Below are 17,267 nucleotides of genomic sequence, written 5' to 3'. Positions count from 1 at the left end.
TTTCCGCACACCTCATTGAGTGCCGCATTCTTGTGAGCCGATGCAAAACCGATTGCCGAGAGTCTGTTAAATGGCCCGCGACCTGACACGAAATACCGCTAAGACCAGCCGCCAGAGTCATCGTTCCGCATTGCTTGCTGGCGCAAGCATGTTGGCGCTCGCGCTCGGAGGTATCGAGGGGGCCATCGCGCGTCCACTCGGCGGTAATCCGGTGAGCGCGCCGCTAACGACGATCAACGATGCGGTGTCGAATGCGCAGCGGGCGGCGCAAACGGCGCAGCAGGTCAAGCAATCGCTGGGCCGCGCGGCGCAGGCATTGCAGGCCATGCAGAGCCTGCAGAATGCCGCGCGTGCGGCAGCGCAGGGCGTGCCGCATTCCGCAGGGCTGAACATCAATGTTCCGAACGGGCTGACGCCGGGCGGCCTGATGCCGGACTTGGCGGCGGGCTGGAGCGGCGCCAATGCGCCGGCGCAATCGGTCGCAGGCGGACAGACCAATGTCAACATCGACCAGACCCGGCAGCAGGCGATCCTGAACTGGAGGACCTTCAATGTCGGATCGCGGACCACGCTGACCTTCGACCAACACGGCAACGCCAACTGGGTTGCTCTCAACCGGGTCGATGCCGGCACTGGGCCAAGCCAAATCCTCGGCAACATCAAGGCTGACGGGCAGGTCTATGTCATCAACCAGAGCGGCATCATCTTTGGCGGGGGCAGCCAGATCAATGTCGGCGCGCTGATCGCCTCCACCGCGAAGATGTCGGACGACCAGTTCCTGAAGGGCATTTATTCGACCCAGACCGGCTCGACCTGGACTCCGAGCTTCACCGATGCGGCCGCGCTGCTCGGCAACGGCACCGGAGGCGGTATCGTCAGCGTCGAGGCGGGCGCACAGATCGCGACTCATGCGCCGGCTTCCGTCACATCAGGCGGGGGCTTCGTGCTGCTGATGGGCGGCCAGGTCATCAATGCCGGCGCGATCACGACGCCGCTGGGGCAGACGCAGTTCGCCGCGGGCGATGACTTCGTGCTGCGGCGCGGCTATGGCACCGACCAGAACATCGCCTCGACCACGCGCGGCAACGAGATCGCGCCAGTGTTGCGTGCCGGCAGCTTTGCGGGACTCGTGCGCAACGACGGCATGGTCTTCACCTCGCAGGGCGACATCACGCTCGCTGGCCGCACCATCGAGCAAAACGGCGCGCTGGCCGCTTCGACCTCGGTCAACACCCGCGGCACCATCCATCTCCTCAACTCGATAGCCGACACAAGCGGCACCGTCACGCTCGGCGCGGGCAGCGTCACCACTGTCATTCCCGAGCTCAAGAGTGACGAGACTGCGCTCAACAGCCAGCGCGACGCGCTGATTGCAGCCTCAGCCGAAGCCAACCGGCAGCGCGCCGGCGCAGCAGCCGGCCTGTTCAACAACCTATCGCTGCTCGCCGATCGTCTCGATCAGTCGCGGATCGAGATCGTCACCGGCGGCAATGTGATCTTCAAGGGTGGAGCCTCGTCGGAACAAGGTTCGCTGACCATCGCGCAGGGTGGGCTGGTGGCGGTGTCAGCCGGCGGTCGCATTTTCAGCGAGCACGGCGCCACGATCGATGTCTCCGGCGTGCGCAACGTGTCGCTGGCGATGGCGACCAACAATATCATGGTCAACATCCAGGGCAATGAGCTGCGCGACTCGCCGCAGAACCGCGACAGCAATGCGCTGAAGAATGCCGACGTCTGGCTCGATATCCGCGACCTGACCTACGTGCCGTCCGGCACCGGCGGCTACGAGGGCGATCGCTACTATACGCCGGGCGGCCTGCTCGAAGTCGGCGGCTACCTCGCCAACACCAAGCACACCATCGGCGAATGGAGCGCGGTCGGCGGCACGATCACGCTGTCGGCGCTGGAAGTGATCGCGCAAAGCGGATCAGTGTTCGACATCTCCGGCGGCTCGGTCCGCTACGAGGCAGGCTATATCCGCACCACGAACTTCCTCGGGTCGGACGGCCGCCTCTACAACATCAGTGATGCCCGCGCCGACATGACCTTCTATGGCCTCGGCCAGGGCTTCATTCGCAAGCATGAGCGCTGGAACGTCACCGAGGTCTGGACCAGCACGTTCGGACGTGGCCGCGAAAGCGTGCGCTGGGAGGACGGCTACACCGTCGGCCGCGACGCCGGCAGGCTCATCCTCTCGACGCCGACCGCCATCTTCGAGGGCACGATTTTGGCCGATGTGGTTCAAGGCCAGCGCCAGATCGGGGCGCGACCTGACGGCGCCAGCGACGGTTACAAGTTGTCGCAGAGCACGGTCCCGTTCGCCGGCACGCTCGCGCTCGGCCGCTACGCGGCAAACGGCCTGCTCGGTGTCTATGACACGGACGTGGTCATCGGCGACAGGACGGCTCTGTCTTTGCCCGAGGACCATGCCAACACCGCCTGGTTCGATGCCGGATATCTGAACGCGCAAAACCTCGGCAGCATCGAAATCGCGACGGCAGGCAAGATCACGATCGATGCGCCGTTGTCGGTCGTCGACGGCGGCTCGGTCTCTCTTGTGGCGCCGATCGTCGACATCAACGCCGACATTACGGCGCGGAACGGCAGCATTCTTTCGAGCAACACCCTCATCGCCCAGACACCGATTGTGCTGACGCATGGAGGCGTCGCCTCCGTTACCTTGGGTGCTTCGCTCAATGTAACTGGCCGTTGGGTGAATGCGTTGCTCGATCCGACGGGCTATGCGCAGACGGCATTCATCGACGGCGGCTCGGTGCGTCTCGAATCGACCGGCAACGTGACGTTGGCCGCAGACTCGCTCATCGATGCATCGGCCGGCGCTGCCATAGGGCCGTCCGGCTCCGTCAAAGGTGGTAGGGGCGGCGATGCAAAGCTCGCGGCCGGCTATTCGAGCGCCAGCGGTATCATATCGATGGGCGGCACCCTGACTTTCGATGGCGACATTCGTGCTTACGGCTTTGCAGGTGGCGGCACGCTCACGCTGCATGCAGGCGCGCGCGACGTGTCCATTGCCGGCGAGGTCGCTTCAAGCGACACGGTTCTCACATTGCGGTCCGACACGTTCCGGAAGGGCTTCTCCCACTACGTCGTGTCCACGGCGCTCGGCATGCGGATCGATGGCGATGTCGAAGCGATAGTGCCCGTCTATCGTGCCACCGAAGCCAGCCATACCGCCGTCAGCGACCGCGCGATTTCGGAGGCGGCTGAGCTCTGGCTGCCACCGACCTATCTGGAAAACGCTGCGGCCAGCACGCTGACCCGGCGTGCGGGCGCAGACATTGCGCTGGTCGGCGTCGATAGCTTCGTGCTCGCTGAGGGCAAGACGATCAAGGTTGATCCGGGGCGCATCGTTGAAATCCAGTCGCATGGACAGACCACCATCGACGGCACGATCCTGGCGCGCGGCGGCAACGTCGTCATCGGCAGCGACTTGCATGGCCTGTCGATGGCCATTCAGACCGGCACGCCCGGCCAGTCGATCTGGATCGGCGAGCATGCGCGTCTCGACGTCTCGGCCGAAGCGGTCATCCGCACCGACAATGCGGGGCATCGTTACGGTGTCGTATCTGACGGCGGTTCTATCCGCATTGGCTTGGAGTCGCTGACGCCCGATGCAACAACCGGCACGCTGCCCGTCACCCAATCCATGGTTGTAGTGCGGCCGGGGGCAGTGCTCGATGCCTCCGGCACCAATGGTATGCTCGATCTGCCTTTGGACAATGGCATCCTCGGGAGCTGGACGCCGTCGGCAGTCGCCAGCAATGGCGGCTCCATCATGATCGGTTCGATGGCCGGCCTCTACCTCGATGGCGAGCTGCGCGCCGCGGCGGGTGGCGCGGGCGCCGCGGGTGGCAGCCTGACGCTGGTTCTGGAAAACGCCATCTCCGCTCCGGCCGGCAGGCCGCCACATGTGCTCACCGTCACTCAGCAGCGCGTGGGAAGCGGGCTGCCGGCTGGCCTGACGGCGGGTGAAGCCGATCCGGCGATTCCCTACAACACCGCTCGCATCAGCGCCGAGCAGGTGACGGCGGGCGGGTTCGACGACCTCTTGCTGTGGAGCCGCGACGTGCTCCGCTTCGACGACGACGTCCATCTGTCGACGGGGCGCAGCCTTGCGCTCTACCGCGGCGTGCTGTCCGCCGCGACTGCGGACACGCGCGTTACGCTGTCGGCACCGCATGTGTTGCTCGACGGCGCGGTCGATATCTACCAGCCAGAGGGTACGGTCTATCCGGGTTTGAACCTTGGCGTTTTTGTGCCCGCGACGACCAACCACGGTAGCTTACGTGTCGAAGCGGATCTAATTGATGTCCGCAACAGAATCTGGTCCGGCGCGTGGGCGACGTACCGGACCAGCGCGACTGGTCTCTCCATCCCCTTCGAGACCGCAGGCTTCGGTGCGATCGATCTCGTCAGCCGCAGCGATATCCGCTTCGGTACCGGCTTCCTTGTCAGTGGTGGAAATAGCATCACCCTCGAGGCGGCGCAGATCTATCCGCTGACCGAGGCAACGGCGGTCGTCGGCGCCGGTATAATTGGATCGGTGCCGGGAGCGGATGGCGTCATTACCGTGCGCGGCAATGGCAGCAAGCCCGCACTGCCACAATCGGTCTTCGGCAGTCTGGGGCTCGTTGCCGCGACCATCGATCAAGGCGGCATTCTGCGTGCTCCGCTAGGCAAGATCACGCTGGGCGACCGGCCCCTGACAATGGATTTTTTCCCGAGAGTACCGAACAACATCGTTACGCCGCCTGTCACGGTCACCCTGCGTGAGGGTAGCATCACCTCGACCAGCGCGGCTGCCCTGATCATGCCGTATGGCGGCACCATCGACGGACAAGTCTACAGCTATGCTGGCGCGAAGGTCGCCTTCACCGATCTTGCCAATATGCTGGCGTCCGGCGGCGTGACTCTGAAGGCCGAGCGCGTCGTTGCCGAGCCCGGCTCGCTGCTCGATCTGTCCGGCGGAGGCACGCTGACCGGAGCCGGTTTCATCACCGGCCGCGGCGGCTCGGTGGACGTGCTGCGCACGCCGCTCGTCAATGCCAATCCGGCCAATGCCTACAGTAACGCGTCGAACCGCATCTATGCGCTGGTTCCCGGCTACGCTGGTAGTTATGCGCCACTATCGCCCGACCATGGTGCGGGCGATCCGATGGTTGGTCAGCAGATCACGCTGAGCCGGCCAGTCGGCAGTTTGCCCGCAGGCACCTACACGCTGCTGCCTTCGACCTATGCTCTCCTGCCGGGTGCCTGGCGCGTCGAGATCGGGGGCGCGACCACATCCGCGGCGCAAACCGCAGCGCTCGGCAACGGCTCCTACGTGTCCGCCGGCACGCTCGGATTTGCCAACACAAACATTCGGGCAGCGCTGCCCAATCGGCTCGTGTTGACCCCGGCCCACAAAGTGCGAACCTATTCGCAGTATAACGAAACAAGCTACAGCGATTTTGCGAGAGCCAATGCCGAGCTCTTCGGCCTCTTGCGCCCGCGCCTGCCGGTCGACGCCCAGGTTTTGACGTTCGATTTCAAGATGGGCACCGGCGATGTGCTGTCATTCGACGGCGACGCCAACTTCGCGCCTGCCGAGGATGGTTATGCCGGTATTCTGACCGTACAGTTGTCGACGCACATCCTCTTCAATCCCCCCGACGGCACGATCGAGATCAGGCCGTCGGACGCGGCGCCAACGCAAGGCATGGCATCTCTGTCTGCCGAGGATTTGTCGCGCTTCAACGCCGGATCACTGCTGGTCGGGGGCGTTTACTCCTTTACCGAGAACACCAACTCCAATGCTCTTGAAGGGCCACGCGTCAATTTCATCGGCGTCGCGCAGAACACCAATATCTTTGTGCGCAGCGGCGCCACTCTGCAGGCGGGTCAGATCTTTCTCATCGCGGCCAACCAGATCAACGTCGCGAGCGGCGCGGTTCTCGATACCACGCACAGCCAGGCCCGGGTGTTCGATTCGACGGCAGGCTATGTCTTTGCCAATTGGGGCAACCTCAATCCCAATACCGGTGTCCCCGTCGCCGGCGCCAAGGCGGTTCTCACCGTCGCCAACGGCGAGTTCAATTTTCTGGCGCCAGCGATTGGTCCGACCGGCACGATCATCATCGAAGACGGTGCCGTGCTGCGCACGTTGGGCACTATCGACTTCACCGCCAGCCAAGGTGTGAATCTCGGCACGGACGTGGCGCTCAATGCCCGCTACCTGTCGCTCAGCCTCCCGGAAATCAATGTCGGCACCGAAGCGTCGCTGGATGCGGCGAGGGCGGCCGGCGCGCTCGGCTCCGGCTGGACGCTGACCCAATCGGTGCTGGACAGTCTGCTCACGCCTGGCGATGCGACATTGCGGGGCGTCGAGCGGTTGACGCTCGCCGCTACGTCCTCGCTCAACTTCTTTGGGGATGTATCTCTCGACATGCGCGGCGGCGGTAGCGCGGGCGGCCGTACGTTGGTGCTCAACACGCCGGCCATTTACGGCTGGGGAACGGATAACGACGTCGCCACCCTGGCCACCGACACCTTGATCTGGAACGGCTCGCTGGCCAGCAACGGCGTCCTCGCCAGCCCCTATGGTGCCTTGACGCCGCCGGCCCAGCGGCCGGGTACCGGCACAGGCACGCTACGCATCGACGCGCGCGAGATCGTCTTCGGTTACGGTCCCGGCGATCAGTACCAGAACGAGACAGCGCTCGACCGGCTGGCGTTGGGCTTCTCGACGGTCGATCTCGTCGCCTCGGAGCGCATCACCGCCAACAACCGCGGCACGCTGTCGGTCTACCGTAGCTACGACCTCGGCGCGAAGACCTATGCCGGCGGCAATCTCAATCTGATGACGCCGCTCATCACCGCGCAGGGCGGTGGCTATATGGCTTACACGGCGGGAGGGGCCATCACGGCGCGGGCGCCGCAAACCGGGCCGGCCGGCACCACTGATGTCCGCGAGTTGGGCGGCGAGCTGCGCTTCAACGGCGACACCATTTCGATCGATACCGGCATCGCGCTGCCCAGTGGCCGGCTAGCGCTCAAGGCCGACGGCGACATCACTCTGGCCGATCGAGCGCGGATCGATCTTTCCGGTCGCTCGATCGCGTTCTTCGACGTCACCAAGCATGGCTGGGGCGGCGATGTGGACATGCGCAGCACCAATGGCCGGATCGTCCAGGCGGCCGGCTCGGTCATCGATGTTTCCGCAGATCACAACGAGGCCGGCTCGATCACGGTCGAAGCCGTGGGAACTGGCGGCAGTGTTGCGTTCAATGGCACCTTGCGCGGCAAAGGCGCCGAAGGCTACGACGATGGCGGCTTTGACGTTCGGGCGCGCATACTGGCGGATTTTGCCGCGTTGAACCGGCTTCTCAATGCGGGCGCGTTCTTCCAGTCGCGCAGCATGGCCGTCAAGACCGGCAACCTGGTGGTTGGCGACGAGGTCCGTGCGCGCCATGTGAGCCTGTCGGCCGACGGCGGCAGCCTGACCGTCGTCGGAACGATCGATGCCAGCGGCGCAAGCCCAGGCACGATCCGCCTGTCCGCCCGTGACGACGTCACCCTTGCGTCGACGGCCGTGCTTGATGCGCATGGCACGGTGCTACAGGTGGATGGCAAAGGCCAGCCGATCGAAGCCAAGAACCGCGGCCATGTGGAGCTGACGTCGACCGAAGGATGGATTGGGCTCGCGTCAGGCGCAACGATCGATCTCACCGCGGCTGATGGCGTCGCACGCGGACATATCGAGATCAACGCACAGCGGCTGGGTGGCGCAGGCGGTGCGGGCGCCGGCGCCAATGATATTGCGATCGATGCCGCAGGCCCGCTCGATATCCGCGGCGCCGCCAGCATCGCGGTCAACGGCTTCCGCCGCTATGATCTGCCCGATGGCGGGATCATCGACCAGGATCTGCTCAACGGTATTCACGGCGATAGTACCGTCTTCGTCGACGCGGCGCTGGCGAATGCCGGCCTTCAGAATCGACTGGCGGGTTTGCGCGCCTATGGGGAGGCATTCCACCTGCGGCCGGGCGTCGAGATCTGGAGCGAGGGCGATCTCGCAACGCAGGGCGACATCGACTTCTCCGGCTACCGCTACGGACCGCAGGCCAATCCCGCACTGCGCGGCTCCGGCGAGGCGGGCGTGGTGTGGGTGCGCGCCGGTGGCGATTTCAAGGTCAATGGCAGCATCACCGACGGCTTCGGGCGGCCACTGGCCACGCCGGACGACAATGGCTGGATTCTTCCCACCGGCATCGCGCTGCCCAACGATGTGACGGTGCCAGTCGATATCCTCTTGCCGGGTAATGATTCGGGCGCGTTCAACACCGTTACGACCTTCCCCAACACGGCCGGTCTCGTGCTCGAATTCGAGATCCCATTGCGTAGTCTCGAGATCAAGCCGAATGTCGTCATCCCGGTTCAGGTGGAGCTTGCAGGTCAGATCAACTTGCCTGCCGGCTTCACGCTCAAGGGCGACATCATCCGGCCCGACGGCATGGTGCTGGCGGCCGGCACCACGCTGGCCGCCAGCACGGTCATCCCAGTGGGCAGCAAGATCGCGCGGGGCAATGTGCTGCCGACTATCGTTTTTATCCGCGCCATGACCTGGCCGGCGGGGACCCCGCTGGACGTGATCAACTCAACGCAGATTGCTCTACGCGAACCGATCACGATCAGGGCCGGCACGGTCGTGCCGACCGGCGTTACCATTCCGAGGATCAGTCAGACTCTGACCGCCGATACGGTCATGTCGGCGCCGATGGTGCTGGCCAGCGGCTCGACGATCCCGGTGACGGCAGGCGTGAAACTGGCGTTTCCGATTACCCTCGGGGTTACTACGCTCAAGGCCGGTGCGACGATCCCCTTCGCGTTCAAGACCTCAGGGGTGACCATCCTGCCCGCGGGCTGGACACCTTCAGCGCGCATCCTCAATGCGGATGGCACAGTCGCCTTCGAGGCGAATAAGCCGGTTCCAGCAGGTGCGCGGCTGATGAACAACATGCTTGTCGAGGCGGGTATCACGCTGCCCCCGAGCGTAACCGTGCGCATGGCCGCGGGGACGATCGTTGCCAAGGACACGGTGTTGGGCAACTATTTCACCGGCAGCCTTTCGCTTTCCGCGCCAGCTTTCGTCGAAGTCGGTATGACCCTGCCCCGAGGCGCGACCGTGCAGAACCTGGTTGGCGCCACGCTCCGCTCGCCCGGCAGCGACGGCGCGCAGGGCCATCTCTACGCCCTTGCCCCGATGCTGGATCCCGGGATGCAGTCTTGGTCCATGCGCTATGTGGCGGGTGCCGATCTTGGCGCAGCCGACACCCGCAGCGTGGGTGTTTCCCGAGCGGGCGACCTCGTGCTGAACGATCCGCACTACCATTTCGGTAGCACTGCGCAGGTCCAGCAGGCGATGAGCGTGCTGCGTACCGGCACGGGCTATCTGGACCTGCTGGCCGGGGGCGACTACCAGCAGAAGTCGCTATTCGGTGTCTACACGGCCGGCGCGCAGACCGGCAGCGTCGGGCGTGACACGGTGGTCAGCGGCGACCCGTTCGCGGCGGCGCTGCATTCCGCCCGCTTCTATTTCACCGAGGGTGGCGGCGACGTTCTGCTGGCCGCGCAGGGCAACCTGCAGGGCTACAGCGCACCTATCAGTGGCCCTACGGGTACGGCAAACGTGTCGTCCATGTCGGCCAACTGGCTGTTGAAGAACGGAGACGACTGGGGGATCAACTTCGGCACCTACGACATGTCCACCACGAACGTGCTGCGCGGTTTCGCCAGCATCGGTTCTCTTGGCGGCGGCAATGTCGTCGTGAAGTCCGGCGGGGATGCACAGGGCCTGACGGCGGCCGTCGGCAGCAGCGGGCAAGCGCAAGCCGACGGCGCCCGGATTCTCGGGGGCGGCGGCGATCTGACCCTCGACATCGCCGGCAGCATTTCGAGCGCTTCATTGGTCGATCTGCGCGGCGACATCGATCTGCGCGCCGCATCGGTCGGCACCGTGGTGGCTCAGCAGTTCGGCAAACGGCACGATAACGACCCGCGCGCGCTAGATCTGGCGAAATCCTACGGATCGCTCTTCTCCGGAGTGAGCAGCTTGAGCATCGGCGATGGCGTGCTGACCGCCTACAGTCGCTCCGAGCTGGTGGCCGCCGTTACGGGAGAGAGCGGTTTGAGCACGGATGCGACGCGCGCTGTGCTGTTCTCGGGCGGCGGTGATGTCGGTCTGGGCGTTTCAACCGTGTCTTCGCTTTCGGTCGTCGCTGCAGGGGGTGACATTCTGTTGAGATCCTCTGGTACGTTGGCGCCATCGCCTCGGGGGCAGTTGGAGTTCTTGGCCTGGGATTCGATCAACGGTCGCGGCGATTTGCAGGTCACGGGTATCCGGTACTGGACGTTAGGTGCAGGTGATCTGACGAGCAACCTGCATATCGACGACCCCGAGCCGATCCGCCTCTATGCCGTCAATGGCGATATTCTCAACGTCCGGCTCGGCAACAAGGGGCTGAACACGTCCACCAGGACCTGGAGCTACACTGACATCGTCGGCAAGCAGGCATGGTTGCTGGCCGGCCGCGACATCGTCGGTCTCAACGCCGTCATCCTCAACAACCGCACCACGGATGTGTCGCGGGTGTCGGCCGGACGTGACATTATTTACGCCAATGTCGACATTGCCGGGCCGGGCACGCTGGAAGTGACGGCGGGCCGCAATGTCTATCAGGCGGACAAGGGCGCAATCGCCAGCCTGGGGCCACTCGTCCGGGGCGACACGCAATCGGGTGCGGACATTGCGGTGATGGCCGGCATCGGAGCTGGAGCGCCAGGCGTCGGCAACGTGGCGTGGGGCGACTTTGCCAACCTGTACCTCAATCTCGCCAATCTCGCGGATCGGCAAAGACCGCTTGCCGACCAACCGGGAAAGGTCGCCAAGACCTACGAGAAAGAGCTCGCGCAATGGCTCTTCGACCGGTACGGCTTTCGCGGTGGTGAGGAGGCGGCGTTCGCGTATTTCGCGACGCTGTCGCCTGAGCAGCAGCGGATCTTCCTGCGCCAAGTCTACTTCACGGAACTGCTGGCCTCGGGCCGCGAATACAACAATCCCGACAGCACGCGCTTCAACAGTTATCTGCGCGGACGCTATGCGATCGCGGCGCTATTCCCGGAAACCGATGCGGCCGGCACTGCCACGACACGCCACGGCGACCTCATCCTGTTCCAGGGACCCGATAACAACAGCGGAATCCGCACCATCGTCGGCGGCTCGATCCAGACGCTGGTGCCGAATGGCCAGATCACCATTGGCATCTCGGGGGTCACGCCGGCGACCGATCGGGGCTTTGGGCCCCCGATGACTCCAGCCGGCCTGCTCACCCAGGGACAAGGCGATATCCGCCTCTATTCGCAGGAGAGCATCCTGCTCGGCCTGTCGCGTATCATGACCACCTTCGGCGGCGACATCCAGGCATGGTCGGCAGAGGGCGATATCAACGCCGGCCGTGGCGCCAAGACCACCATCGTCTATACGCCGCCGCGACGGGTCTATGACGCGTATGGCAATGTCGCGTTGTCGCCGAACGTGCCGTCCAGCGGCGCCGGCGTCGCCACGCTCAACCCGATCCCGGGCATTCCCGCCGGCAATATCGATCTGATCGCACCGCTCGGCACGATCGATGCGGGCGAGGCGGGCATCCGTTCCTCGGGCAACGTCAACCTTGCGGCGCTGCAGATCCTCAACGCCGCGAACATCCAGGCGCAGGGCAATGTCACCGGCGTTCCCACCGTGCAGGCGCCGCCGGTCGCGGTGTTGGCCACGAGCAATAACCTGACGGCAGCGACGCAACAGGCTCAGCCGGCCGTGCCCACCAACAATGATCGCCCGTCGATCATCATGGTCGAATTCCTGGGATTCGGCGGAGGTGATGGCGGTGACGCACCGCTCCAGCCGCAACGAGATGACAACCGGCAGCGCCGCAGCGAGGCTGAGGACCCCAACAGTCGAGTTCAAGTCCTTGCGGTCGGCGATCTTACACCAGCTCAACGACGCCAGCTGTTAGAGAAGAAGCGACCGTCGGCAGGGCAATAAGAGCTCTTGGAGCGGCAGAACATTGTAGTTCGCACGTAATGCCTTTAGATCATGATCCGATTAGACGGAATCGGATCATGATCTCATCTCTTTGTTTGAGCATGATCTTTTCGGAAAACCGGTTTCCACTTTTCCGGATCATGCTCTAGCGGTGTAGCGGAGCTCCGCCACCATGCCCAGCGCTCAGGCCACCATGCTAAGAACAAACAGCGGTTCGTCATGTCGGTGGTTGCGTATGATTCCCTCCCTGGGCACCACGCTTCGCCATCGGCTACGCGTGGCGAGCCGGACGAGCGGGGGGCCTCGTCCGGCGTAGCCCGAAGGGCGAAGACGGATCGCGCCTCAGTGATGGGCCGAAACGCTCCTGAAGCACTCGGACAGCAGATTGTCGCCAGACGCAGAATGGCTGACATCACCCAGGCTGAGGATGCCGACCATCCGCTTGCTCTTGTTGATCACCGGCAGCCTGCGGACCTGCAGCTTCTCCATGTGATGTATCGCCTTTGCGAGGTCATCGTCCTCCCGGCAGCAATGGATGCCTTCGGTCATGACATCGCGCGCCATCGCGCGACGCGCGTCGAAGTTGTTGCTCGCAAGCCCTTTGCAGACGATGTCGCGGTCGGTCACCATTCCGATCAGCCGATCGTCCTCTCCGATCGGAATGCAGCCGATGTCATGGCCCCGCATCAATTTCGCGAGTTCGGTGACAGGGGTGTCGGGGCTGACCCAGTCGACGCCCTTGTGCATCACTTCTTTCACTTTCATGGCGGACCTCCGTTACTGGATTTCAGATGCGCTTGACGCAGCGCAGCACGGATGCGAGCGACCAATCCTCAGTCGTGTGCGCTGAAGCGTCCATGCGGTGCGTTCGCCGTCAGGCGCGCAAACTGCTCATGCGTGAGATGAAGCAGGGTCTCATGATCGCCGGCTTCCATATAGATTTCCGGCTGTGTCTCGATGCTATCATCGACGATGATATCGAGCCCATAGCACTTGCCAATGGCAGGAACGGCGCCGTGTGCGCAGTCGCGGAACAGTTGATTGATTTCGGTTTCATTCGCCATATCGACATTCTCACCGAGTGTTGTCCGCAGTTCCGACAGGCGAAGGTGGTGCGATGCGGGTACGACGGCGAGAAGATATTCGCCGTCGCGTCGCAACACGATGGCTTTGGCAAGACGATCGCCCGAGATATGGCATGCTTCAGCCGTGCGAGTGGACGACGAGCTCAGCTCGTGCTGGATCTCCTCGTATTGGATGTTTTCAGCGGCCAGGTATTTTTGCAGTGTGGGAGCGATGGACATGGCACGACCTCCGGTGCGGGTAGGCAAACCATCCGCCGTAAGGTCTTCCTGCAGAGCCTCGCCTTACGATGGGCGGCTGCGTTATTATAAGGCCAACATATTCCTTCCATCCGCCCGCTGCAATTCATCGCCAGTGACTGGGGAGCGATGCAACGACTCCACCTTGGCGTTGGTATGCTTTCTGCTTTGCATGCAACAGGCGCTCGTCGCGGCGTACGGATCACCGATAGGGCAGAGTTCCTGGCCCAATTCTCGAGCGCCCTGGCCGGGCGCGGAAGCCGCGTTTGATCGTCTACCATCGCACGCGCACGCTCACATTGGCGCCGACGCCTTGGCGGCTGGCGTCGGAATCGACATCCGTGATGTAGCTTGCCGCGCCGTAGACGGCGACCGCAGCCGTGATCTGCGCGGCGAACCCGCCGCCGATTTCGACCGCCGTCGCACGGCGTGCTGTCTCGATTGGTGTCGTCGCAAACAGCACCCTGTCGGTGCCCGCGAACGTGTGCCAGAGGTTTGCCTTGAAGTACGGCTCGACGAGCGTCGAGCCCGCTTGCACGCTGCCTTGCAGGCGGACGCCGACTCGACCGGCGAAGGCGTCGGAGTCATCGTAGGCGATGGTCGAGAACAGGTCGCGCGTCGGATCGAGCGAGACTTGCTGCCAGATCATTTGCGCCTGCGGCTCGATCGCCCAGCCTCTCCCGAGTGCAAAGGGATAACCGGCTTCGAGCGAAGCGGTGAGGGCGTTGCCGGCCGTCGCGGTGCTCGGACTACGGATCGAGCGCTCGGTGCTCTGCAGGAACGTGCCCATCAGCACCGCGTCGAGATACCAGCGGGACGGGCCGACATGGGTCCAGTAGCCGCCGAGCGTATCGCCATCGAGGCCGATCGATCCGACCGACTTCTGCAGTTCGCCGACCGCAAAGCCGCGCACATCGCCGCCCGCACGCGCGTGGGCGTAGAACAGGCCGAAACGGTCGACGTGCCCGCTCGGCCGGTCGATGCCGTACAGATCGCGGCCAACCTGGATACCCCAGATGCTGCCGTCGAACTCCGGCCGGACGGTGCCCTGCCAGGACTGGTCGTGTGTCGACCCGAACACGCGACCCCAGACGCCCGGGAGCTGGCCATTGCCGCTTAGCAGATCCTGATCGCCAAAACGCTCGTGGAATGTGCCGAGCGTCGAGAGCCCGATCTGCCGCGCAGTCGCCGGCAGCACGGAATGCAGCGGAACTTCCACGCGAAAGAGTGGCACGACAGGGCCCTCGGGCGTCGGGACGACGGGCGTGTCCGGCGGAAAGGGAGAAGGAGAAGAAGCCGGTGACGCCGGTACGCTTGAGCGCAAATACCAGTTCTGTTCGGCGCCGGCGGTCACGCCGCCGCGGAACAGGAGGTATTCGAAAGGCCCGGCCGCAACCGCTCCGGCAAGCGAGAACGCGCCGCCTGCCGTCGTCCCGCCGTTGATCGCCTGCACAACCAGGATGCCGTCGCCGGTCGTCAACGCGCCGGGACCGCCGAGGTTGGCGACCGAGATACCCGTCGCGCCCGACGCATTGCCGGTCGAGATCACGAGCCTGTCCGATGGCGCGCCGTCGCCCGCAAGGACGCTCTGCAGCGCGAGCCTTCCGTTCAGACCGACATAGTTGCCGGCGATGGACAGGCTGTCGGTCGCGGAGGGCGGGCCGTTGGTCAGGTCAATCGTGCCGGCGTTGTTCACGGTGACGAGCTGGCCTGCCGTGAACGGCGCGATCGCGTGCGCACCCTGGCCGGCGAAAACAGCACTCGTCGGATCGATCGAGAGCACACCGGTTCCCGTGCCGGCATCGCCGAGCGTCAGCGTGCTTGAGAAAAAGAGCCGCGACGCGTTGGTGAGCTCGAACAGTTCCCAGTTGAGGAAGCGTGCGACATCGCCACCGGTCGTGTTGTCCCAGGTCAGCCGATCGAATCCGGCCCCACCGTCGATAGGGACGCCAGGGACCAGGTTCGCCGGCGTCAGATTGCGAAAGGTCGCGACGTCGTTGTTGCTGCCGAGATTGAGGCCACCGATGTTGCCGCCGCTCCAGGTGAATTGATCCGCACCGTTTCCCGTGATGAACGAGCCGACGATCTGGCCACCCGTGATGGTGCCGATGTTGTTGCCGTTGCCGAAATCGACATTGCCGCCGATCACCCCGCCGGACAGTTCCAGGAGATCGTTACCCTGCTCGGCGTTGACGTTGCCGTCGATCGTGCCTCCGGACATTCGCATCACGTTGTTGGCGACCATCAGATTGACCGAGCCGATCCGGCCGCCCGTCATGGTGAAGAAGTCGCCGTCGTTGAATGCGCCGATGATGCGGCCACCCGACACCGTCGCGGTATCGAGCCCCCCGCCCTGATCGATCGACTGCATCACCCCGGCCGTCATCGTGAACGTGTCGCTGCCATCACCCATCTCGACCTGCTTGGTGATCGCGCCGCCATTCATCGCGAGCGTGTCATTGCCCGAGCCGAACTGTATGGCGACGGCACCGCCCGAGCCGATCGTCCCGGTATTGGTGACGGAATTGTTGAGGCTGCCGTTGAAGAGCAGCGCCGGGGAGGTTGCACCATTGATGGTTCCGGAGTTGGTCACGGCTGCCGGCCCGAAGGAGCTGGTGATGCCGGTGACCTGGCCGCTGATCGAGCCGACATTGGCGAAGGTGCCGCCGCCGTTGGCTACGATGCCGGAGGCTTGCTGGCTGACGATTGTGCCGCTGTTGGTGAGCGTGGTGGGCCCACCGAGGAACAGGCCGAGACCGCCGGGACCGGCGGCGGTGATCGCACCGGTGTTGGTGATTGCGCCCGGCGTGGCTCCGTTCCATGTGACGCCGTGTGCGTTGAGCCCGGACGTATTGATGCTCCCGCTATTGACGAACGTGTTGCCGTTCCCGGTCGCCGTCACGGCGCTCGCGTTTGCACCTGCCGTCGTGATCGTGCCGGCATTGGCGAGGCTGTTGTTGTTTCCGTCGAACGCTTCCATCCCGTTGGAACCGTCTCCGGAGGTCGTAATCGTTCCTCTGTTGATCAGCGTATTTCCGTTCACGCCAGTGAAGACAGACATGCCGTCCGCACTCGCCCCGGTCGTTGTGATCGTGCCGCCCACCTCGTTCACCAGCATGTTGTTCTGGCCCCCCTGGGAGAACATGCCTTCCGACTGACTGCCTGATGTCGTTATCGAGCCGGTGTTGGTGACGGTGTTGTTGCTGTCGACGCGGATGCCGTCCGTCGTGTTTCCGGTCTGGATGATCGTGCCCTGGTTGATGACCTGGCTCTGATCACGCACCAGGATCGCGTTGTTGGCCGTTGTGATGCCCGAGCCCGGCAGCACGTTCACCGTGACATTCGTGCTGCCGGCCACGGCCTCGACCCGTGTCGGATCGGGATTGGGCGCGGCCGTGCTGCAGGTGACGGTCTGGCCGGAGATCGGATCGTGGAAGTCGCAGCCGGCGCGCGCTTCCCTGCCATCGAGCAGGATCAGCCCGCCCGACATCAGTGCGGTCCCCGACAATATCGCGCTGGTTAGCGTAGGGCGAGCAAACGGACATCGCATCCGAGCCTCTTCGGAATGCCGTCAGCCCCAGCCTGAGTGTCCTATGAGTATGATGGGCCCCTATTCCGCGCAAAGCCAAACCGCGATGCCGCTGATGATTTCATCCGTGAGTTGCGCAAAAGCCACGGTAGAGGAGGAAGCGTCACAAGTTGCGCTGTTCCGATTCGTCAGCATCGCTCCCGTCTCCGGATGCTGCAGCCACCCAAGCACGGCGTCGGGGCAGCGGGGCGGTGCCTGGATTTGCGTAGCCCGAACGGCGAAGACGCATGGTTCGATTCCGCCCTTGGCACCAGGC

4 protein-coding genes are annotated in these 17,267 nt (G+C 64.2%); 1 reads left to right on the top strand and 3 read right to left on the bottom strand.

Annotation, left to right across the window (positions count from 1 at the left end; translation table 11 throughout):
- The first annotated feature begins 148 nt into the window (after positions 1-148).
- The gene (locus ACVJGD_RS24640) at positions 149-12,100 is read left to right on the top strand and encodes a filamentous haemagglutinin family protein (RefSeq protein ID WP_456636739.1); all 11,952 of its coding nucleotides are present in this window, start codon (positions 149-151) and stop codon (positions 12,098-12,100) included.
- 342 nt (positions 12,101-12,442) lie between these two features.
- On the opposite strand, the gene ACVJGD_RS24635 is transcribed toward ACVJGD_RS24640, so the two are convergent.
- The 3 genes from ACVJGD_RS24635 to ACVJGD_RS24625 all read right to left on the bottom strand — a co-directional run bounded on the left by ACVJGD_RS24635 (position 12,443) and on the right by ACVJGD_RS24625 (position 16,912).
- Complete coding sequence (locus ACVJGD_RS24635; RefSeq protein WP_456636738.1) at positions 12,443-12,865, bottom strand: CBS domain-containing protein; 423 nt, start codon at positions 12,863-12,865, stop codon at positions 12,443-12,445.
- Positions 12,866-12,933: 68 nt separating this feature from the next.
- Positions 12,934-13,404, bottom strand: coding sequence for an aminoacyl-tRNA deacylase (locus ACVJGD_RS24630; protein ID WP_456636737.1), 471 nt, complete (start codon positions 13,402-13,404; stop codon positions 12,934-12,936).
- 292 nt (positions 13,405-13,696) lie between these two features.
- Positions 13,697-16,912: an autotransporter family protein gene (locus ACVJGD_RS24625; RefSeq protein ID WP_456636736.1), complete on the bottom strand. Its 3,216-nt coding sequence runs from the start codon at positions 16,910-16,912 to the stop codon at positions 13,697-13,699.
- Positions 16,913-17,267 lie beyond the last annotated feature (355 nt).

This window comes from Bradyrhizobium sp. USDA 10063, assembly GCF_054063735.1.
The sequence above is the reverse complement of the archived record's forward strand: the minus strand, read 5'-3'. Positions and strand labels throughout refer to the sequence as shown.